Here is a 21624-nt window from a genome sequence, read left to right as displayed (position 1 = left end):
TTTTATTGGAAACAAAAAGACATCCACTATGTGTGTAAATACATAGTGGATGTAAAAAATAAATAAGTTAACTCCATCTTTTAAAGAAATCGAAAAATGAGTTCTTTCCCTTCTTATTTTCTTCAATCGGCTTATTTACAGATTCAGGATGCGTATTCTCCTCTTCAAGGGACGAATGAACCTCATAAGCTGCTCCGGTTTGATACACTTCAACAAACTCCTCTGTTTCTAAAGAAGGAGAATGATAAATGTCAACAGGGTCAGCTATTGTTTCTGAAATGACTTGGTCGAGAGGTTCGCTAACTATTGCTGTAATATCTTGACTAACAGGCTCGCTAGGCAATTCCGAAATAACTTGTTCAAACGATTCTTTAGATATTTGGGAAAACTCAAGATTGTTATCCTCTTTTTCAGAATGCATAACCTCGCTAGGATCGTCTACTATTTCCGTTCCAATGCTAACCGATTCATGAACAATAGAAGAATTATTCTCGATGTTTTCATCACTTGAAGTAGGCTGTACAGCAGATGGGTCATAAATACTTACTGGAACTTCCTTTGCATCCGTGGCATTTTTAAAATGGAAGGTGGATTCAACTGTCGTGTTTCTGTATAAACCATTGTATATTTGGCTTGGGTGCGTATTAATTGATTGAAAATATTGTTGATTAAAATGTCGCTCTTCAGGCTTAGTTGCCTGTAGATCATTGCCAGGAGAAGGAGCGCTATTATTTACATTTAGTTGGTGGTTTGTAGCTTTACCTGCCAAACTTTGCAGTAGTCTATAAGAGGGCTGTGCTGATGTAATCGTCGTTTGATCTGTTGTCTGAGCCATTCTAGGTTGTCTAGGTAAAAGAGTAGCCGAAGTTTGAGAAGGCAATTCAATGGAGGAAGGAATGGTTGTTGTATCATTTTCTTCAACTGTTAATAATTTGTTTAAAACCGCTAAAATCTCTTGATTCATCCCTTCAATGGTTTGATTCAAAGATTCAATCTGTGTTGAAAGAAGCTTTATTTGGTCATCATAGCCTTTTATATACGAATTTTGTTTACTATCTAATGTCTCTGTGATCCCTTCTAAATGGGCCATTTGTGTTTTCAGTCCATCAAACTCCTGCTGCATATAAAGGAAATCTTCAATTGACGTTCCCATCTTTAATGAAGTTAACGATTCTCTGTAGGTTTCAATTTTTTGCTTTAATTTTTCAATTTCTTGAGTGGTATACAATTTTGACTCTTCCATTGTAGTTCACCCCTTTCAGTCCATTATTAGTTTATTAAAAATATTGACTTTCTGTTACAAATATACCGGTCCTTTCAACATTTTAGTCTTCCTATAAAGAAGAAAGTGTGTGAAAAAATGATCCTTTGCTGATTTTAACAAATATCATAAGGAACTATTTGTTAGCCCATGCACTTATAGCTGAAAAACATATGCTACAAACGAAAGATAAAAATTTTATGGAGGTGTCAAAAGGATGCAAGAGCATATGCCATCCCAGGCGCAGGAACTAATTTGTATAAATGTCGATAAGGTATATGACTGGATTGTAAAAGAAATGTCATTTGATATTTCTCCTACTGGAGCAATTACATTCCCAGGCGTAACACCAACGACTGACTTAACTGGTGCAATTGTTACATGTAGAGTAATTCCAGCTGCTACAAACCCAATTGTGATCCTGAACCGTGAGAATCGTCAATTCTCTATTGATGGATCAACTGTTTGTCTACAACATTTAAATATTCAAAAGAACTTCATTCTAACGATTGTCGTTACTTTACCTAATGGTACTGTTTTCACAAGTGCTGAAATTCCAGTTTCTCGCTGTGAGCAAGTGACATTATGTGCTCCTAAAGGTACAGATGTTGAAATCTTATACACAGATTTAGATTGCTTCGTATGTACAACTGGAACACTTGCAGCTGGAACAGGTACAATTACGTTTTCTGCGTTAACAATTACTGTTGCCGTTTGTCAAAGCATTCAGTCTACATTCCCAGTTACTGTGGAATTCTTAGCAACTTTCTGCGAACCAAGAGCAGACTTACCATTCTCATGTCCAACTGCAGTTCGTCCACAACAGTGCCCTATTATTTTCCCAACTTTAGGTTAACGGTGCTAACAAATAGAGGAAAGTCATATCATGAAGAGAGGATAATCCTCTCTTTTTTTTATTTTAAGTCAGCGGATGTCGCAGATTTCCAAAATAATCTGGATACCATTACGCCTAGGCACAATTGATGGAAAATAGTAAGGAGGTACGGAGTGAAAAATCGTGTAGAAGACAAGATACAGGAATTAAAAGAACAAACAAACGCTTATGTTTATGAAATTAAACAGCTGGTCGAGGGGCTGACCATTCCAAACAGAGTCAACCTCATTAGTTATTTTACAACCTCGTTCAATATTTCTTATGACCCTGAACAAGAAAGTTTATGTTTAGGCTCCTATCATATTCACAATATCGGTAGTACAGCCATTACAAACCCCTATCTGTGTATAACATTACCGAAGGAATCGCCATTTTACTTTTCTGGGAGATATGTTCATGAAAATTTTACGCCAAATTTTAAGACACAGGGACAGAGCAACTGGGAACGTTTTAACGATAAATTAAGCAAAGAGGAGTACTGGCTGAAACCCGTAGGAAAATCAATAATCGAACCGAATGAAACCATTTCATTTACTAATTTTCAAATAAAATGGTCACATAATTTACCATATTCAGGCACTATTATGGGTTTTACATATTGCGATCAGCTTACAGATGGTATTGTCGTTTTAAATCCGATTAATCTCAATGGAATGGGCCAAACACAGGAGGAAGACAATGAGTGAAAATGAAAAACAAGAGTTTGGTAGTGTGCTCCATCAATTATTGAAGGAGCAACTAAGTCGCCGTAATGAACAGGATAATAGCTTTGCATTTCTTGAAAAAAGTACATTACATTTATTAATCGCCTCTCTTGTCTTAGGCGAAAAGAGTGATGCTGAACAATCACAACATCCACAACAAGAAGCGGAGTGGATAAAGCAGTTGGATGAAATACTAGAGGAAAGTAGAATGCAGTTTGAAGAGGTGGTTGATTTACTAAAAAGGTATTCTGGCTAGGGGGTGTGATGATGGACAATGATATTGTAAAAAACAATGATCCGATACAGCTCCAACAAATGATTATTTTTTTAAGGGCCGAATTAGCCAAGTATAAAAATGAAGTGAAAAGGCTTAGAGATAGTGATTATTATGCTTTAGTTCTGCGGCTCGAACGAGAAAATATACAATTAACAAGACTAAGAAAAGATCTTTCGATGGAGCTATTAAAGTTGAAAAGAGACTTTGACAAAGAGCTTCAAGCCTACGATGAAGAAATTCAAAAACGAGAAGGACAAAGAAAAAAACAAATTGCATCCATAGAAGCATTATTAAAGGAAGTTGCCGAATTGCGAGCTGAAAATAAGTCATTGAAGAACAGTGTTCAAGTCTCACATAAAGCTTCGATTGAGACAAATGATAAAGCTATTATTGAAGGTCTAGATAAAAAAATAAGCGACTATACAACAGTAACAGGTAAACAAATGAAGCATATTATAGAGGCGCTAGAAACATATCATAGGGATAAAGTAGAAGCGGACAGCCTTCAACAGCAACTATTAAGAGAGTTGGAGATGAAAAATTTAGAAATTGAAAGATTAACCCATGAATTAGTTGAATTCAAAAATCAAACTGATGATAGTAGCTCATCGATAAAGCAACAAGTCCAGATAGATGAACAAATAAATTTCAGATTAAGGGTGCTCGATGAATTAGATCAAAAATTGAACGAGCTAGCTTTAGAAATCAATAGAAAGCAAGTATAGCTGAAAATTTTATAATGACTGTTTCAAAATGTATACCTTTGAAACAGTCATTTTTTAGTTGCTCGATTGGAAGGGATGTTGGAGGTGCTACGTTTGATGGAAGGGAAAGCTGCTTGAGCTCCGCTCGAGAAGAGCTAAACTTCGTTCTCAAAATAGAGTAGGTCGCTCAAAGGTTTGCCAACAGCGCTCTCAAAGTGTGGAAACTGGTGTTAAAGAAAGCCCCATCTGCTCCAAGATTAGATAACCTCGCACATACGATGTTGCCCCTGCTCCAACAATAGAGAAATCCACTCAATAAATGCATCAGCACTACTCCAAATTTATCCCATTGCAAAATTATTTTGTTTCTCTATGGACTGTTACGCGTTTCAGGCGAGGGGAGTATTTTTTAAGCTCCAATCTTTCTGGGTGATTGCGTTTATTTTTAGTCGTTATATAGTTTTTATCACCTGTTTCAGTGCAGGCTAGTGTTATTTGAACACGCATGTATGACCCTCCTTTTAAATAGTAATCGTTACGATTTAAACGATATATTTCTCACCGAATATTGTCAAGTTTATTTTTGTAAGTAATAAAAAGCTTTGCATTTTCCAATATTGTATGATTTAATTACAAATTGTAAATAGTAATGATTACGATTTAAGGAGTTGTAATAATGACAAAGAGAATTCCCGTTACAGTATTGAGTGGTTATTTAGGTTCTGGTAAAACAACTATGATGAATGATGTATTGCAAAACAACAAGGATTTACGTGTCGCGGTTATTGTGAATGATATGAGTGAAATTAATATTGATGCGGAGCTGATTGCTAATGGCAGCGGTATATCGCGTACAGAGGAAAAATTTGTAGAGCTATCCAATGGCTGTATTTGTTGTACATTAAGAGAGGATTTATTGCAGGAGGTGGAACGTCTTGCGAAGCTTGGCAATATTGATTATATTTTGATTGAATCGACGGGGATTAGTGAGCCAATTCCAGTTGCACAAACATTTAGTTATTTAGATGAGGAGCTTGGCATCGATTTAACGAAGTTTTGCCAATTAGATACAATGGTTACTGTCGTGGATGCACATCGCTTTTGGCATGATTTTCAGTCGGGAGAAAGCTTATTAGAACGTAAGGAAGCGGTTGGTGAATTAGATGAACGTGATGTTGCGGATCTGCTCATTGATCAAATTGAATTTTGTGACGTCCTGGTCTTAAATAAGTGTGATTTAGTATCGGCAGAGGAGCTTGAACGGTTAGAACGTATTTTGCGTGCATTGCAACCAGAAGCGAAACTTATTCGTACAACAAACGGTGTGATTGATCCAGCAGATATTTTAAATACAGGTCGCTTTGACTTTGAACGGGTTTCAGAGTCGGCTGGTTGGCTAAAGGAATTAGAGCTTGGTCATGAAAATCATACACCAGAGACAGAAGAGTATGGAATATCTTCATTCACCTATAAAAGCAAAAGACCCTTCCATCCGATGCGTTTTGTTGAGTGGTGTGATCAAATGCCAGAATCGATTGTACGAGCAAAGGGAATTGTTTGGAGTGCAAGACATCAGGATGTTGCACTATTATTATCTCAGGCTGGGTCATCTGCAAAAATTGAACCTGTTTCTTATTGGGTAGCAGCCCTACCTAAAGCACAGCAGCAGGATGTATTTCAGCAAAGTCCTGAAGTATTGGAGGATTGGGATGAGGAATTTGGAGATCGAATGACACAGCTTGTTATTATTGGGATTGATTTAAATCGAGAAGATATAATCAAACAATTGGACAGCTGTTTATTAACGGATGAAGAGTTCCATAATCCTTGGGAGCGTCTACAGGACCCATTCAACTGGGAATGGCATTAAGAAGAAAAGAAGATTTCGGTTAAGACTCCGAAATCTTCTTTTGAAATACACGATTATAATTAGTAGCATCTCGTAATGCTTTTTCTTCTATAGGAATTCGTACAGAAAGCATTGTAATATTTAATAATGTAAAACAAAATGCTGTAAAGTAAGCCTGAAACATGAGAGGTAGTAAAAGGATTTCCAAACAAACTACCGCATAATTGGGATGACGCATATATTCATATGGCCCTTTACGGACAACTTGAGCATCAGGTAATATAAGAATTTTTGTATTCCAAAAGGAGCCCAAAGAGCGAATACACCAAATCCTTAAGGCTTGCACAGCTATAAATAATATAAAAAATAATGGGAATAAGGGCGAGATACCATTGTTATTAGTGACGATTTCTACAATTAAAAACAGAAAAAAACTAACATGCATTGTGACCATATAGGGATAATGAGAGGCACCTACTTCATAGGCCCCTTGTGAAAACATCCATTTCTCATTGCGTTTGGCAATGATAACCTCTGTCAGTCTTTGTAGAATGACAATAGTTAAAATAAGATAGAAGATCATGTTACTCCCTCCAGTTTAATAATACAGCTTCTGCACAAAAACCAGGGCCAAGAGCGACGAGTAAACCTGTATCCTCCACTTGTCCTTCATGTAACATAAATTGCTCTAATACATATAACACAGTTGGTGATGACATATTGCCATGTTGGCGCAATATTTCCCGAGAAATGTCGGTTTTTTGGGGAGACAAATAAAGTGTATCTTCATAAGCTTTTAAAACCTTTTTTCCTCCAGGATGAGCGATGAAATGAGTAAGTTGCTCACTATACAGTCCTTGTTCCATTAAAAATTTTTCAATGAATGGTCCGAGCCAATTAGTAATAATGGCAGGAATACTTTTTTGAAAAATAACATGAAGTCCATTGTTTTTTACATTCCAACCCATCACATTTTCTGAATCTGGCATCCATTTAGAGCCTGTTGCCAAAATAGAAGGTGTTGTTTTTTTTGTATCGATGGTTAAATCGTCTCCGCAAACGAGAATACAAGCAGCACCATCTGCAAAAAGAGAAGCACCGATTAAATTACTTTTAGAAAAATCATTTGGCTGAAAAGTGAGGCTACATAACTCGACACAAACGACAAGCACCTTCGCATGTGGATGGGCTTTACAAAAATCAAAGGCTCTACTTACACCTGCTGCTCCGCCAGCACATCCTAACCCCCATAGTGGAATACGTTTCAGTCGATCTGAAAAGGGAAGTTTATTCATCACACGCGCATCAATGCTTGGTGTTGAAATGCCAGTACTACTGACAAAAATGATAGCATCAATCTCTTCGGGAGAAATGGGTGAAGATAAAAAAGCATCATTTTCTAAACATGCCTGGATGACGTTCACGCTGTATTGTGTAGCTAATTCAATATATAAATCATTGCGTTCCTCAAAGGAGTGATTCGTACGATGCCATTCTGATGGAACACAAAAATGGCGGGTGTCGATGCCACCATTTTCAAAAACCTTTAAGTAGCGCTCTAGTTTTGGGATTTTTGCATAGAAAAGCTCTTTCGTTAGTTCCTCTGCATTTGATTGCTGTAATGTGTAAGGTGGTTGATGTGTGCTAATAGAAATGATTTTAGGCAATTCAACATCTCCTCGCATTTAGTGGTCTTGTTCATTCTATGCGTCAAGGATTAGAATAAATGCTTATAAGATTATAATTGACAATTTCTGAAAATTTAGCTATATTGATAACAACTAAATGGAAAGAAGGTGATGTGACATGATGAATAGATCTATTTTTAGCGAACTGCAATTCGGTTTGTTCCATTTCACACGCCTAAAATATACAAAGTGACGCCGTGCTATAACTCGGGGTATTTGTGTATCTTTTAAACGTGCCTGTGAAACCTTGTAACTGCCGAATTGCAGCTACAAGGTTTTTTTCGTGGTTCAAAAAATGCTGAATGACGATAGAGTCTCTGGCGGATATTACAGACATTGCGCTGAGGCGTCAAGGATATGTACGTTTAGGAGGAAAATAAATTGAATTTAACAACAGTAGGTTTTACAACGTATTTTGAAGAGCAAATGATGGAAATGAAAAAACAGCCTAAATTGAAGAATTGTGTGCCAGCGAGGGTTACATTGGAGCATAAGCATTCTTACCGAGTGTTAGCTGAAGAGGGCGAATGGCTTGCGACAATTGCTGGTCATTATGCGTATACGTCTTTAGCTCGGGAGGACTATCCAGCAGTTGGTGATTGGGTGCTAGTAGAGAAAATGCCCGGTGAGGAACGAGCAATTATTCATCAGCTATTCCAACGAAAATCTGTCTTTTCACGCAAAGTTGCAGGTCTGGAAATTCAAGAACAAATTGTGGCATCGAATGTGGATATTGTGTTACTTGTTATGAGCTTGAACGCTGATTTTAATATTCGACGTTTGGAGCGATATTTAGTAGCTGCCTGGGATTCAGGGGCAAGGCCAGTGATTGTCCTGACGAAGGCAGATTTATGTGAGGATACTGCAAGCTTGGTACAAGAAGTTGAGTCTGTAGCATTTGGTGTAGATATTTTTGTGACGAGTGCTTTATCGGGCGAAGGCTTAATGGAAATTAAGACATTGTTCACGGAGGGAGTGACAGGGGCATTGCTAGGCTCTTCAGGGGCAGGGAAGTCGACCTTAACAAATGCTTTGTGTGGGGAGATGCTGATGAAGGTTGCTGGTATTCGTGAGGAAGATGCTAAGGGTCGTCATACAACTACTCATCGAGAGTTAGTCATATTACCAGATGGGGGCTGTTTAATCGATACACCAGGGATGCGTGAGCTTCAATTATGGGATCAAGGTGATAGTTTAGCTTCAAGCTTTCAAGATATTGAGGAACTAGCAACAGCTTGTCGTTATCGTGATTGTACTCATCAAAAAGAGCCTTATTGTGCTGTCCAGCAAGCTATTGTTGATGGAGAGTTGGATCAATATCGCCTCCAAAGCTACTTTAAGCTCCAAAGAGAATTAGCTTATATGGAACGCAAAACCAATGCACAGGCGAAACTTGAGGAGCAACGTAAATGGAAGCAGATTTCTAAAGGAATAAAAAAAGGTAAAAAATAAGCATTAGGAGCTTAGTTATGACCATTCAACATATTAATCATTTACTATTTTCTGTATCCAATTTAGAGGAATCCATCGCATTCTATGAAAATGTTTTCGATGCTAAATTGCTAGTAAAGGGGAAAAGCACAGCCTATTTTGATGTAAATGGGCTGTGGCTCGCCCTGAATGTAGAGAGGGATATACCACGGAATGAAATCCATCATTCCTATACCCACATCGCCTTTACTATTTGTGAGGATGACTATAATAAAATGTATGATAAATTGCTACAATTAAAGGTCAATATTTTAACAGGGCGTCAAAGAGATGAGAAGGACAAAAAATCGATTTACTTTACAGACCCAGATGGTCATAAATTTGAATTTCATACAGGAACTTTGCAAGATCGTTTGGCTTATTATAAGCAGGAAAAGCCTCACATGACGTTTTTTGATAATTAATCAGGGAGTGATTCTATGAATAAAGCTTTTATTTTTGATATGGATGGCACGTTATTTCAAACAAATCTTATATTAGAGCCTGCGCTCGACGCAACATTTGATGTGCTACGGACAAGTGGCTTGTGGCAAGGAGAAACACCGATAGAAAAATACAGAGAAATAATGGGCGTTCCTTTACCTGTTGTGTGGGAAACATTATGTCCTATGCATGCAATAGAGATACGTGAAGAGAGCAATGTTTTGTTCCATATAAAGCTGATTGAGCAAATACGCAATCATCAGGGAGCTTTATATCCACATGCTGAACAAACTCTTGCAGCATTATCAGAGAATTATCCGTTATACATAGCGAGTAATGGACAGGTTGACTATTTACAGGCGATTGTTGAAACCTATCAATTAGAGCGTTTTATAAAGGGAATCTACAGCATTCAATCTATTGCAAGTGGGCATAAATCAGATCTAGTAAAACGAGTTGTAGAAGAAAATGAAATCCAGAACGGGGTAGTGGTGGGAGATCGTTCGTCGGATATTCAGGCTGCACATGACAATCAACTACAGTCGATAGGCGTTCGTTTTGGCTTTGCACAGGATAATGAATTGCAAAAGGCAGACATTATAATAGATGATTTAACAGCGTTATTAAACATCACATTCAATTAATCGCTTAAATTTTAATCTTTATCGAAAAATAGAGTTGATTTAACGACAATCATTGCATTTCATCACTAGAAAGCGTAAAATAGTGCCAATCCTATAGGAAAAGCATTGAAAAGGAAAAGTAAATTGGATCAGCATTTTGTAGAGAGCCTCTGTTGGTGGAAATGAGGTAAATGAACCCTTTTGAAAATGACCTTTGAGCTTCGTACCGAAAGCTTTTTAGCAAGTAGATTACGACGAGATGGGCACTCGTTACAACAGCGGCAGTATCTCTCATTTTCAATGGAGACGTACTGATGGAGACAAATAGTGTGAGCTATTTGTAAATATAGGTGGTAACACGGGTATACTCGTCCTAATCAGATTTGATTAGGACGATTTTTTTTTACCACTTTTTTAGTGAGGGGAGCAAACTAGAATGACAATTGTTATTGGAGGCGCTTGGCCATATGCAAATGGTTCTTTGCATTTAGGGCATGTTGCCGCACTATTACCAGGTGATATTTTGGCTAGATATTACCGACAAAAAGGTGAGCAGGTTTTATATGTATCAGGCAGTGATTGTAATGGTACACCCATTTCTATTCGTGCAGCACAAGAAAATACAACAACAGAGGCCATTGCCAATCACTATCATGCTGAATTTACGCAGTGCTTTCGTGATTTAGGATTTACCTATGATTTATACACTAGAACAGATGCAGAACACCATCATGAATCCGTAAAGGGCCTATTTTTACAGCTACTAGCTAACAATTTTTTATACAAAAAGAAAATTGAACAGGCTTACTGTGAGACAGATCAACAATTTCTACCCGATCGATTTGTTGAGGGAATTTGCCCAAATTGTGGTGCAAAGGCAAGGGGAGATCAATGTGATAACTGCTCAGAAATCTTAGACCCACTGGATTTAATAGATAAACGTTGCAAAATATGTGGCAATGAGCCTGTTATTCGTGAGACAGAGCATTTTTATTTTACCTTTAGTCAATTTCAAGGTAGATTGGAGTCTTATGTGGCAGAAGCGAAGGCCCATAAACGTTGGCGAGATAATGCTTTAGGTTTAACGGAGCGTTACTTGGCAGAAGGGGTTCCTGACCGAGCAGTAACAAGAGATTTACCAAACGGCATAGATGTCCCAGTGCCAGGCTTTGAAGGGAAAAAAATATATGTATGGATTGAAGCAGTAGCTGGTTATCTATCAGCAAGTCTAGAGTGGGCAAAAGAGCATCAAATAGCGATTGAAGATTTATGGAATGAAGAGACCATTTCGTATTATGTCCATGGGAAGGATAATATTCCTTTCCATACGGTTATTTGGCCAGCTATTTTAATGGGAATTGGGGCGCAAGCATTACCAACACATATCGTATCGAACGAATATTTAACATTAGAAAAACGAAAATTATCAACTAGTCAAAATTGGGCTGTGTGGGTTCCGTATATTTTAAGTCGTTATGACGCAGACGCCATTCGCTACTTCTTAACGATGAATGCGCCAGAAAACCGTGATACTGATTTTTCATGGCGAGAATTTATTTACAGTCATAATAGTGAATTACTCGGTGCCTATGGTAATTTTGTCAATCGTACATTGAAGTTTATTGAGAAATCCTTTGCCAGCCAGGTGCCACAGGCTGAAGTAGATAGCAATATTCGTAAACAAACCGTTCAGCTGTTTAATGAAGCGGGCAGGCTGATTGAAGGAGGGCATTTTAAACAAGCGTTAGAAGCCATTTTTGAGTATATTCGAGGGGCTAATCGCTATTTTGACGTACAACAGCCATGGCAACAAGTAAAAGAAAATTTGGAGGCTAGTAATCGTACACTAGCAACCTGTGTCTATATTATTGCTAATTTAGGACAGCTACTGCATCCTTTCTTACCATTTTCAGCAGAGAAGGTAAGGAATATGTTAGGCATACAGGAAATGATGTGGCATGAACAAGTAGAATTGCCTCAAATGATTCAAGCAGTAGCTCCTTTGTTTGAACGTCTTGACATTGAACGAATTGAAGAAGAGTATCAAAAATTAGTGAGGGACAGTCGTTAGATTTGAAAAAGCAGTATGACTCATATGATCTGACCCCAAAAAGATAGATTGATGTCTAATTTTTACGGGGTAGTTCACATACGACATACTGCTTTTTTCAATTCAATTTAATTCATCACAGGTGTTAATTTTGCTACAACAATGCTATTGATAGCATTAATATAGGCTAAGGCACTTGCCTTTAGAATATCAGTATCAGCTGCTTTGGCAATATACTTTTCGCCATCATACTCAATCGTAATTTTCACCTTACCTAAAGCCTCTTTGCCTCGTGAAACACTATTGATATTGTATTCCACTAGTTTTATATCTATGTTTGTAATTTCTGCAATGGCTGAATATAAGGCATCGATTGGGCCAGAGCCTACTGCACTTGCTTTAAAGACTTCGCCGCCTTTACGAACTTTCACACTTGCAGAAGGGAAGCTAGTATTGCTGACGACTTGTAGATCGTCGATATCAAAGAATTGGTCACTATAATGTGTGGCATTTTTATTATTGGCATCATGTTTTTCATAATAGCTTTCCACAATAACGTATAAGTCGTGATCATATACTTCCTTTTTCGCATCCGCTAGCTTTAAGAAGCCTTCAAAAATGCCTTCAAATTCATCTGTAGAAAGATTAGTAAATCCTAATTTTTCAAGGGCATTTTTTACTGCATGGCGACCAGAGCGAGCTGTTAGTACTAGCTCCATATCATCAAGACCTACATCTTCAGGGTGAACAATTTCATAAGCATCACGGGATTTTAGCAAACCATCCTGATGAATACCAGAAGAATGCGCAAACGCATTATCTCCCGTAATAGCTTTATTGACCTGGACATCTAGGCCCATAAAGCTAGAAACAAGGCGTGAAGTATTCATAATCTCTTTTGTATTGATACGTGTCTCAGCGTTGTAGACAGAGCTACGAGTTTTTAGCGCCATGACAACTTCCTCTAATGCAGCATTACCTGCACGTTCACCGATACCATTGATTGTACATTCCACTTTATCCGCCCCATTTTTAATGGCAGCAAGTGTATTAGCCGTTGCCATCCCTAGGTCATTGTGACAATGAACGCTTAGAAGAACGCTATCGTTTAAATTTTTCATACGGTCATTTAATTTAAAAATCATCTCTCCAAATTCTTCTGGTTCTGCAAAGCCAACCGTATCAGGAACATTAATCATAGTTGCGCCAGCTTTCATAACAGCTTCGATTGTTTTCCAAAGATATTCAAAATCTGAACGAGACGCATCCTCTGTGGAATATTGAACTTGCGGCAATAATGATTTAGCGTACTTCACAGCATCTACACCAATTTGTAGAATTTGATCCTTTGATTTGCTGAATTTTTTCTCCACATGAATGTCGGATGTTCCAAGTACCATGTGAATCATTGGATTTTCTGCATATTTTACAGCGTTATAGACGGCATCAATATCTGCCTTCACTGCACGTGCTAATGCTGTAATCATGATGTCGTTCGTGTTGCCGACCTTTTCAGCTACGGCCCTGACAGCATCAAAATCACCTTGTGATGAAGCGGGGAATCCAGCTTCGATAATATCGACCCCTAGTTTTTTCAGTTGCTGTGCAATCTCTACTTTTTCATATAGATTTAGCTTTGCACCAGGCACTTGCTCGCCATCACGTAAAGTTGTATCAAACACCCAAATTTTTCTTCCCATTCTCAAACACTCCTTTTGTCGTAATTAGTATCTAAAATCTACACGTAGGCCAAAGTCATTAAAAAAATAAAAAAACCCATCTCTATATAAAAATAGAGACGAGTTTATGCTCGCGGTACCACTCTAATTGACCTTCTCATTACAGAAAAAGTCCACTTATCGACAGCTATCACTGTCTATCCTGTTAACGGGGGAAACCGACATCCCTTACTACTATGTTCAGGGAGTAGCTCATGGACGAGTTCAAAATGTGTGTCTACCGATTTACACCAACCATCGGCTCTCTACAAGTACACAATCACTTTTACTATTTCCAATCTTGGCCTGCAATGTGTTGTTGAAAGCAATAATACTTGGATATTAACTTCCTGTCAATAATATTCTAAAATTTTTTTTAATTCTGTCTTAAACGATGTGTATCTTATTAATCATTTGATATTTAGTGAAATGTATAGGAAACCACTAAAAATAGTAATTTCTGTGAGATAATAATGGAGTAATTGAACACCATGAAAGGAAGGAAACACCATGAAATTTGTCTTTGATTTAGATGGGACTATTTGTTTTAAAGGGAAACCGTTAAGTGAAGGAATCATCAATGCTTTAGAAGCATGTAGACGGCATGGACATGAAGTGATGTTTGCCTCTGCAAGACCAATACGTGATCTATTACCGGTATTACCAGAATCAATGAGAGTATATCCAATGGTAGGTGGTAACGGGGCATTTGTTGCTCGTGATGGAGAAACAATTGAGGTGACAGCTTTTGCTTCAAAAATAGTGGAGGGTATTCGGCAGATTATTACCGCTTTTCAATTACCATATCTAGTAGATAGTCATTGGGATTATGCTTATACAGGAAGTGAGGATCATCCAATTTATCGAAATCTAGATCCTTTAAAAGCGGCAAAAAAAGTAGCATTGCAGGATATTCATGACATTGTAAAGGTAGTGTTATTTCCAGGGGAACAGCGAGAAGCTGTATTGTCTGAACTACAAAAGCTTCCGGTGAGTCTGTATGAGCATGCTTCAGAAAATATTGTGGATATAAGTCCTAATGGTATTGATAAATGGAACGGCTTATCTAAATTGGGTGTTGCTGCAGGAGAGTTTATTGCATTTGGAAATGATGCAAATGATGCTTCTATGTTTTTGAAGGCGAAGGAAAGTATCTGTGTAGGAGAGCACCAGGTACGTGAAATGGCTACATTACAAGTTCCTAGCGAGGAAGCTGCCGTCATTGAAATGCTTCTTATGCTAAGTGTAAAGTACAGTACATAGAAATATATAACTAAAAAACTGCTCATTTTCTAGAGGCAATAAACCTTCAGAAAATGAGCAGTTTTTATTTAATCTAATTTAAAACGAGAAACTTGCGTGTGAAGCTCTTCTGCCATATTTGAAAGGGTAGCTGCTGAAGCTGCCACTTCTTCAATAGTAGCCAATTGTTCTTCTGAGGCAGAAGCGACATTTTGTAAATTAGATGAGGACATTTGTGCAATCGTTGCTATTTCATCAAAGGAAGCATAAATTTGCTCTGCACTAGATGACATCTCCTCCGACACGGTTGTAGCTTCTTGGATTTGCATGGAAACTTGTTCAATAAGCTCGACAATTTTAGAGAAGCCTTCTTCTGCTACTTTTACAACTTTCATACCAATTTGAACCTCTTGCGTACCGGTATCCATCACGGTCACAGCACGATTTGTATCTTGCTGAATTTCAGAAATTAAAGTAGCAATTTGCTCCGCGGATTTTTTCGATTGCTCTGCTAACTTTTTCACTTCATCAGCAACAACGGCAAAACCACGCCCATGATCGCCTGCACGAGCCGCTTCAATTGCAGCATTAAGTGCTAATAAATTTGTTTGTTCAGCAATATCCGTAATAATCCCAATAATATTGCCAATTTCAATAGAATGTTCATCTAAATTTTTCACAACACTTGCCGACTCTAAGACGGCTGTATTAATTGTTGTCATCTGAGAAATGACACGATGTAATGAATCATTGCCTTTCTTAGCTTCTGAATTCGTTTCGATTGCCAGTTCAGAAACCGCAGCCGTCGTAGAAGCTAATTGCTGTATGCCCTTTGTCATATTTTTCATCGCTTCAGAGCTTTCTGAGGCATTTTTTCCTTGGGCTTCAGAGCCACTAGCAACCTCTTGAATAGAAGAAGTGATTTGTTCTGTAGCCTGTATAGTTTGGTCTGCACTTGCTGTTAACTCAGCAGCAGAGCCACTAACTTGCACTGTGTTTTGACGGACATTTGTAATTAAATCCTTTAAATTTGCAGCCATTTGATTAAAGGCAAGGGCTAAGTCACCCACCTCATCACGGTTTTTAATACGAATTTGTTCGGCTGTTAAGTCGCCTTCCGCTATTTTTTTAGCAGCTTTAGCCATGCCATTAATAGGGCGGGACATTAGGCTTCCTACAACCATTGCAATTATCAGACTTATGACAACAGCAAAGACCCCAAGTAGAAGCATTTGGAGTTTAATATCTTGAATTTGTTTTGATGTAGCAGCCATTTTTTTATCAATATAGTCACTTTGATAATTTGAAAGGTTTTCAACGCGTTCATCAAACTGTTTAATGATTAGGCGTCCTTGAGTACTATCAAGTTTTTCATACTTTTCAGTTTCTCCTTCAGCCTTTAACGCAAACATACGGTCAGCGAATTGTTGGACACTTTGCTCACTTTTGTTAATAGCCTCTAAGAATTTTATTGATTCATCAGAATCTAAAGTAGCCATCAACTCTTCAGATTTTTGCTTAAATTCCTCGCGAGAGTCCTGATTGCTTTGATAATTTTGCTTGTCTCCAAGCAGTAAATAGCCACGCATACTAACAATTTCTTGTTTTGCAATAACTCGTAATTCCTGAATACTGATTGATTTAGTTGTTTGTTCCTCCAGTAATGTACGATAGGTCTTATTTACAGAATCTAGCTGTTTTATATTTAAACCAATTGTCGTAACAAGCACTAAAATCACTATAAAAAAACCGAGTAATAATTTCTTGTAGATAGTAAATCGCATAGTTGAAATGTCCTTTCTCAGTAATTAGTAGAAATGTTACAAAATAATGAAATATGTATATATATCATTTATATCAGATTATACGGATTTTACAAAGTATTATGAGTATTTTTACTGTAATTAATAGTTTGAAGATAATATCAATTTATATGTGATGTGATAAAAAAAGGAGATTTTATAGATAAAATATTAATAATAATAGAGATGGTTAATGATATCTATTGAATATTAAGCCAATTTTCATAAATTTTGAAACTTTATTTATAGTAGTTACGTAGAAGGAGTAATGGAAATGAATAGGGGTGAAGGAAATGTATAGACCAATTTTAAAATTACCCAAAACAAAATCAGAGAAAATATGGAATTATATTGGCGGAGGTATATTTGTTGTATCCATCATCTATATTATATTTGCATGGTTCGAATTACCTAATGAAATTCCTGCGCACTTTAATGGTGTAGGCGAGGTAGATCGATGGGGCTCAAAAGTAGAGTTATTTATTCTTCCATTCATTGGTTTATTTTTATGGATTGTCATGGGACTACTAGAAAGGGCCCCACATATGCATAACTATCCAGCACGCTTGAATGAAAACAATGTAGAAGCATTCTATTTAAATAGCAGAAAAATACTAAATGAAGTGAAAAACCTCTGTCTTATTTTCTTCGCATTTATATCATTCCAAATGGTTCGTATTGGTCTTGGTGAAACAAATTCGTTAGGTTGGTGGGTCTTACCTGTCATCCTATTAGGAACTGCTATTCCGATCATTAAAGGGATAATTGCGACTGCAAAAATAAAATAATAGGTAATAACGTAAACGCTTGAAATTTTTCAGGCGTTTATTTTTTATACCCAAATTTTCAATGATTCAGTATACTAACAAAACTAAGATGAAAATGTATCAGTACATTATTAGCTGCCAAAAAGGAGATAAAGGTACAGTAAAATGGTGTTAAAGCTAGGCAAAAGGAATTTAAACTGAAGGCTGAATTAGCAGTTGTTATAATCAATAAACCTCGTGATTTGTTAGTTAGAAGTTCTGGTAAAGCACCATTTAATCGAATTATTTCATTTGTGTTCTCTAGTGATGAGATGGTAAATTATTTACAAAAAGTGTTAAAGAGGACTACGCTAGGAGTGAAGGTAGTAAACTACATGATAAAAGTGAGGCAAAATATGAAAAATGTATATATGGAGCAAGTCGAAGAAAAATGGCGTGATGCATTTAGTGAGCTTGTTGCTGTCGTAGAAACGAATGTACCAGATGGATTTGAACAAACAATGCAATATGGAATGGTCAGTTATGTGGTACCATTAACATCCTATCCTGAGGGTTACCATGTGACACCGAATACGCCATTACCTTTTATTAGCCTAGCTGTACAGAAGCGTCATATTGCACTCTACCACATGGGTATTTATGCAGATCCAGCATTGCTTTCTTGGTTCCAAGAGGAGTATGCAAAGCGAGTGCCCACAAAATTAAATATGGAGAAAAGCTGTATTCGATTTACAAATGCAAAAAATATTCCATTTGATTTAATCGGTGAGCTTGTGTCAAAAATAACCCCTACGCAATGGATTTCACATTATGAAGGAGTGAAAAAATAGATGAAAAGCGCGACTCCATTTTTAATGTTTCAAGGGCAGGCCAATGAGGCGATTGAACAATATAAGCAGTGGTTTCCAGATTTAGAAGTTGTTAGCTTAGCGTATATGGATAATTCACAACAGGTAGCAATGGCAGTCCTCCATTTAAAGGGATTAAAATTGCTGGTGAATGATAGTGCCATTCAACACGAGTTTACGTTTACTCCATCAACATCAGTCTTTATAGAGTGTGATTCGGAGGAGGAAATAAACCGTTTTGTTGCCCAAATGCTAGAAGGCGGCCAAGCATTAATGCCACTTAATCATTATGGTTTTTCTAAACAGTTTGCATGGATTCAAGATCGTTTTGGCATGTCCTGGCAATTATCGTATGATTGATGAATTAGGAATATAAATAATGAAAAGAAAACAAAAAATAGTAGTAAAAGGGGAATTGAGGATGGCGGTAACTTTAGTGAAGCATGATATTAAATATGCTGAGGCGATGCATGAGTTATCTTCTATGCCGCAGGTGCGAGATGCCCTCGGGTTACCTGCTGGTAAGGTAGAAGATACCATTAATTTTATCAAACGTGAATGTGTGGACGAGGAAGAGGGGAAGACGGTTCCTCGTGTAGTTTTGAATGAGGAAGGGCAACTGATTGGTGTAACATCCCTAATGTTTATAGATCATGATAAAAAGAGCTGTCATATTGGCTCTTGGCTAGGTCACCAATTTTGGGGGAAAGACTATAATCTTGAAGCCAAAACAGCTATCTTAGACATTGCATTTTTCGAGCTAGGACTAGCACGGGTTTTTGCTGGGGCTCGGAAGGTAAATATCCGATCACAAAAAGCACAAGAAAAACTGCCTTTTATTCGATTAGGTGTGGAAAGTAAATATCCAGAGGAGCATTCATGGTTGGAGGTGAAGGAAAAACAACCGTGTGTGTTAAATGTCTTTGAACGTGAAGATTTTGTCCGTTATCGAATATCCCTACAGAAGGTAGATGGCAATCGTGAAGATTTTTTACCACAATTAATGCTAGCTGATGAAAGTGAAATGGTAGTTCGAGAATACTTAGATAAAGGCACTTTATTTGAAATTAAGTGTGGGGAGCTGCTGGTGGGGGTGGCGTTAGTCATTGCGCAATCTGATACAACGATCGAGTTGAAGAATATTGCTATTGTGCCAAAGTACCAAGGGAAGGGAATGGGCAAAGAGGTATTACGACAACTCACTGAAATATGCCAGAAGGAAGGCTATCAAACAGTGCTTGTTGGAACAGCCAACTCAAGTATTGATAATATTGCCTTTTATCAAAAAGCAGGCTTTCGCATGGAGGCTATTGAAAAAGATTTCTTCCGCCATTATCCAGAGCCTATTTATGAAAACGGCATTCGCGCATTAGATATGATTTTCTTTTCAAAGGCATTATAAGTATCTTCATAAAGAAATACCCGTTCAACAAAGGTTGAGCGGGTATTTTTATTTCCCAAGCAGAAGAGCCATTAACTTTTCTTTGGAATGTAAGAAATCGTCTAATGTATAGCGATCTAATACGTTCAAATAGGCTTGTAAAGCTTCATACAGAACACCTTTCAGCTGACATTCTGGGGCTATTTTACATAGATTATTTTCTTTATCGAAACATTCTACAAGATGAAAATCTTCTTCTGTATGACGAACAATTTCACCGATAGTAATGGTTTTTGGATCGATGGCTAAGCGAATGCCACCACCACGTCCACGAATCGTTTCGATATACCCTAATAATCCAAGCTGATGTGTCACCTTCATTAAATGGTTTTTCGATATATTATAAGCATCTGAAATCTCTTGAATAGTTGATAATTGACCATCTTCCTTCGCACCTAGATAAATAAGAGTACGCAGAGAGTAGTCTGTGTATAAAGTTAAGCGCATCAGAACACCCTACTTTCTATAATTCAAAATAATTATAGCATTTTTACATTGAAGTATAATATTTTCAAACCATTTTTAAAGATGTATTTAAAATACATTAATTATGTCCATTTTGTTAAAGATGTATTTAAAATATTGCTTTAAGAAAATGAAAGGGTTATATTGTAATCACGAAAGGATGGTAAGCGATATGTTAAAACAAGAAACAATTCAAATTATTAAAGCAACAGTACCTGTATTAGAAGTTCACGGTGTTGAGATCACGAAGACGTTTTACAAAAATATGTTTCAAGCTCATCCAGAATTATTAAATATTTTTAATCACACGAACCAAGAACAAGGTCGTCAGCAAACAGCATTAGCTAACACTGTTTATGCTGCTGCAGTTCATATTGGAAATTTAGAAGCAATTTTACCAGCAGTAATGCTTATAGCACATAAACACCGTAGTTTAGGTATTTTACCTGAACATTACCCAATCGTTGGGGAAAACTTATTAAAAGCTATTAAGGAAGTACTTGGTGACGCAGCAACCGATGACATTATTAATGCATGGGCTGAGGCATATGGCGTTATAGCAGATATTTTCATTCAAGTAGAAGAAGAGTTATACCAGAAAACTGAGAATAACGGTGGATGGCGTTTATTTAAACCATTAAAAGTGGCGAAGAAAGTTGTTGAAAGTGACTTAGTTACATCCGTTTACTTTGTGAATGAAGATGGCTCACCACTGCCAGCTTATGAACCAGGTCAATATATTAGCATCCGTGTGAAAGTGCCAGGCGAAGAGTATTTGATGAACCGTCAATACACACTTTCACAAGCGAATGCAGAAGACGGCTATCGTATTTCTGTAAAACGAGAAAGCGATCATACGCCAAATGGTAAAGTTTCAAACTATATTCATGATGACTTACAAGTAGGAGATTTAGTTGATGTAAGTGCTCCAGCTGGGTTATTTGTTTTAGAAGAAACGGCTGCACCAATTACATTTGTAAGTGGTGGTATCGGTGTAACACCTTTAAACAGTATGTTGCAATCTTTACATGATGATGCAGTGAATGAAGTAAACTTTATCCAATGTGCTCGTAATGAGAAAGTTGTAGCGTTCAGCGATGACATTCAGGAGAAAGTAAAGGTACTACCGAATGCATCCTATACAGCTTTATTCTCTGAAGAAGATAAGCTTATTACAAAAGAGTTATTAGCAGAAAAAGTTGCTAATAATGCAGATGTTTATGTATGTGGGCCTGTAGGCTTTATGGAAGCTGTTATTAAAAACTTACAGGAAATTGGCGTGAAAGATGAAAAAATTCACTATGAATTCTTCGGACCAGCCATGCAATTAGCTAAATAATATAATGTGTAGGTCCCTGTTATGAGTTACAACTCGT

General features: G+C 37.3%; 22 protein-coding genes and 2 other annotated features. Of the genes, 15 read left to right on the top strand and 7 right to left on the bottom strand.

Features of this window, described 5'->3' with window-relative positions; all coding sequences use genetic code 11:
- Positions 1-67: 67 nt before the first annotated feature.
- Positions 68-1243: a hypothetical protein gene (locus NV349_RS21405; RefSeq protein ID WP_058843894.1), complete on the bottom strand. Its 1176-nt coding sequence runs from the start codon at positions 1241-1243 to the stop codon at positions 68-70.
- A 235-nt stretch (positions 1244-1478) separates the two neighbouring features.
- On the opposite strand from NV349_RS21405, the gene NV349_RS21400 reads away from it, so the two are divergent.
- The 4 genes from NV349_RS21400 to NV349_RS21385 all read left to right on the top strand — a co-directional run bounded on the left by NV349_RS21400 (position 1479) and on the right by NV349_RS21385 (position 3862).
- Complete coding sequence (locus tag NV349_RS21400; protein ID WP_036128625.1) at positions 1479-2117, top strand: BMQ_0737 family morphogenetic spore coat protein; 639 nt, start codon at positions 1479-1481, stop codon at positions 2115-2117.
- A 152-nt stretch (positions 2118-2269) separates the two neighbouring features.
- A complete protein-coding gene (locus NV349_RS21395; protein ID WP_036128622.1) occupies positions 2270-2842 on the top strand; it encodes a hypothetical protein in 573 nt (190 codons plus the stop codon).
- On the top strand, positions 2835-3116 hold the full coding sequence (locus NV349_RS21390; protein WP_036128620.1) for a hypothetical protein: 282 nt from the start codon (positions 2835-2837) through the stop codon (positions 3114-3116). The genes NV349_RS21395 and NV349_RS21390 overlap by 8 nt, the downstream gene beginning before the upstream one ends.
- Positions 3117-3124: 8 nt before the next feature.
- On the top strand, positions 3125-3862 hold the full coding sequence (locus NV349_RS21385) for a hypothetical protein (protein WP_257982953.1): 738 nt from the start codon (positions 3125-3127) through the stop codon (positions 3860-3862).
- A gap of 336 nt (positions 3863-4198) precedes the next feature.
- Here NV349_RS21385 and rpmG read toward each other — a convergent pair whose 3' ends face one another.
- Positions 4199-4348, bottom strand: a complete 150-nt coding sequence (gene rpmG / locus NV349_RS21380; RefSeq protein WP_036128616.1) for a 50S ribosomal protein L33 — start codon at positions 4346-4348, stop codon at positions 4199-4201.
- A gap of 169 nt (positions 4349-4517) precedes the next feature.
- Between rpmG and NV349_RS21375 the strand changes: the two genes are divergently transcribed.
- Complete coding sequence (locus NV349_RS21375) at positions 4518-5711, top strand: GTP-binding protein (protein ID WP_271911224.1); 1194 nt, start codon at positions 4518-4520, stop codon at positions 5709-5711.
- Positions 5712-5730: 19 nt separating this feature from the next.
- On the opposite strand, the gene NV349_RS21370 is transcribed toward NV349_RS21375, so the two are convergent.
- The gene (locus tag NV349_RS21370) at positions 5731-6273 is read right to left on the bottom strand and encodes an isoprenylcysteine carboxyl methyltransferase family protein (RefSeq protein ID WP_271911222.1); all 543 of its coding nucleotides are present in this window, start codon (positions 6271-6273) and stop codon (positions 5731-5733) included.
- A gap of 1 nt (position 6274) precedes the next feature.
- Positions 6275-7357 (bottom strand): type III polyketide synthase, encoded by a 1083-nt coding sequence (locus NV349_RS21365; RefSeq protein ID WP_036128609.1) that lies wholly within the window; start codon positions 7355-7357, stop codon positions 6275-6277.
- 402 nt (positions 7358-7759) lie between these two features.
- Here NV349_RS21365 and rsgA point away from each other — a divergent pair, with 402 nt between their 5' ends.
- From rsgA to metG, 4 genes are all read left to right on the top strand, one after another.
- Positions 7760-8830 carry a ribosome small subunit-dependent GTPase A gene (gene rsgA / locus NV349_RS21360; protein ID WP_058843898.1) on the top strand — a complete coding sequence of 357 codons (1071 nt, stop codon included), beginning with the start codon at positions 7760-7762 and terminating at the stop codon, positions 8828-8830.
- Positions 8831-8847: 17 nt separating this feature from the next.
- Complete coding sequence (gene fosM, locus NV349_RS21355) at positions 8848-9273, top strand: FosM family fosfomycin resistance protein (protein WP_036128605.1); 426 nt, start codon at positions 8848-8850, stop codon at positions 9271-9273.
- 15 nt (positions 9274-9288) lie between these two features.
- The gene (locus NV349_RS21350) at positions 9289-9936 is read left to right on the top strand and encodes an HAD-IA family hydrolase (protein ID WP_271911217.1); all 648 of its coding nucleotides are present in this window, start codon (positions 9289-9291) and stop codon (positions 9934-9936) included.
- A 96-nt stretch (positions 9937-10032) separates the two neighbouring features.
- Positions 10033-10294 (top strand) — a binding site (T-box leader).
- 57 nt (positions 10295-10351) lie between these two features.
- A complete protein-coding gene (gene metG / locus NV349_RS21345; RefSeq protein ID WP_271911215.1) occupies positions 10352-11986 on the top strand; it encodes a methionine--tRNA ligase in 1635 nt (544 codons plus the stop codon).
- A 107-nt stretch (positions 11987-12093) separates the two neighbouring features.
- Here metG and NV349_RS21340 read toward each other — a convergent pair whose 3' ends face one another.
- Positions 12094-13665 (bottom strand): 2-isopropylmalate synthase, encoded by a 1572-nt coding sequence (locus NV349_RS21340; protein WP_101966891.1) that lies wholly within the window; start codon positions 13663-13665, stop codon positions 12094-12096.
- 91 nt (positions 13666-13756) lie between these two features.
- Positions 13757-13995: a binding site (T-box leader), on the bottom strand.
- A gap of 198 nt (positions 13996-14193) precedes the next feature.
- On the opposite strand from NV349_RS21340, the gene NV349_RS21335 reads away from it, so the two are divergent.
- Complete coding sequence (locus NV349_RS21335) at positions 14194-14946, top strand: HAD-IIB family hydrolase (RefSeq protein WP_101966892.1); 753 nt, start codon at positions 14194-14196, stop codon at positions 14944-14946.
- Positions 14947-15014: 68 nt separating this feature from the next.
- Here NV349_RS21335 and NV349_RS21330 read toward each other — a convergent pair whose 3' ends face one another.
- Positions 15015-16709 carry a methyl-accepting chemotaxis protein gene (locus tag NV349_RS21330; RefSeq protein WP_036128588.1) on the bottom strand — a complete coding sequence of 565 codons (1695 nt, stop codon included), beginning with the start codon at positions 16707-16709 and terminating at the stop codon, positions 15015-15017.
- Positions 16710-17020: 311 nt separating this feature from the next.
- Here NV349_RS21330 and NV349_RS21325 point away from each other — a divergent pair, with 311 nt between their 5' ends.
- The 4 genes from NV349_RS21325 (at position 17021) to NV349_RS21310 (ending at position 19744) form a co-directional block, all read left to right on the top strand.
- Positions 17021-17515 (top strand): DUF1648 domain-containing protein, encoded by a 495-nt coding sequence (locus tag NV349_RS21325; protein ID WP_036128585.1) that lies wholly within the window; start codon positions 17021-17023, stop codon positions 17513-17515.
- A 374-nt stretch (positions 17516-17889) separates the two neighbouring features.
- Entirely contained in the window at positions 17890-18324 is a 435-nt protein-coding gene (locus tag NV349_RS21320; protein ID WP_271911209.1) for a DUF1801 domain-containing protein, read from the top strand.
- Positions 18325-18702, top strand: a complete 378-nt coding sequence (locus NV349_RS21315; protein ID WP_036128583.1) for a VOC family protein — start codon at positions 18325-18327, stop codon at positions 18700-18702.
- 61 nt (positions 18703-18763) lie between these two features.
- Positions 18764-19744: a GNAT family N-acetyltransferase gene (locus NV349_RS21310; RefSeq protein ID WP_058843905.1), complete on the top strand. Its 981-nt coding sequence runs from the start codon at positions 18764-18766 to the stop codon at positions 19742-19744.
- A 48-nt stretch (positions 19745-19792) separates the two neighbouring features.
- Here NV349_RS21310 and NV349_RS21305 read toward each other — a convergent pair whose 3' ends face one another.
- The gene (locus NV349_RS21305) at positions 19793-20230 is read right to left on the bottom strand and encodes an Rrf2 family transcriptional regulator (protein ID WP_036128579.1); all 438 of its coding nucleotides are present in this window, start codon (positions 20228-20230) and stop codon (positions 19793-19795) included.
- Positions 20231-20420: 190 nt separating this feature from the next.
- On the opposite strand from NV349_RS21305, the gene hmpA reads away from it, so the two are divergent.
- Positions 20421-21587, top strand: coding sequence for an NO-inducible flavohemoprotein (gene hmpA, locus NV349_RS21300; RefSeq protein WP_271911205.1), 1167 nt, complete (start codon positions 20421-20423; stop codon positions 21585-21587).
- Positions 21588-21624 lie beyond the last annotated feature (37 nt).

This window comes from Lysinibacillus sp. OF-1 (genome assembly GCF_028356935.1).
In the GTDB taxonomy this organism is placed as follows: domain Bacteria; phylum Bacillota; class Bacilli; order Bacillales_A; family Planococcaceae; genus Lysinibacillus; species Lysinibacillus fusiformis_D.
Note: the sequence above shows the minus strand (reverse complement) of the source record. Positions and strands in the feature narration are given on the sequence as shown.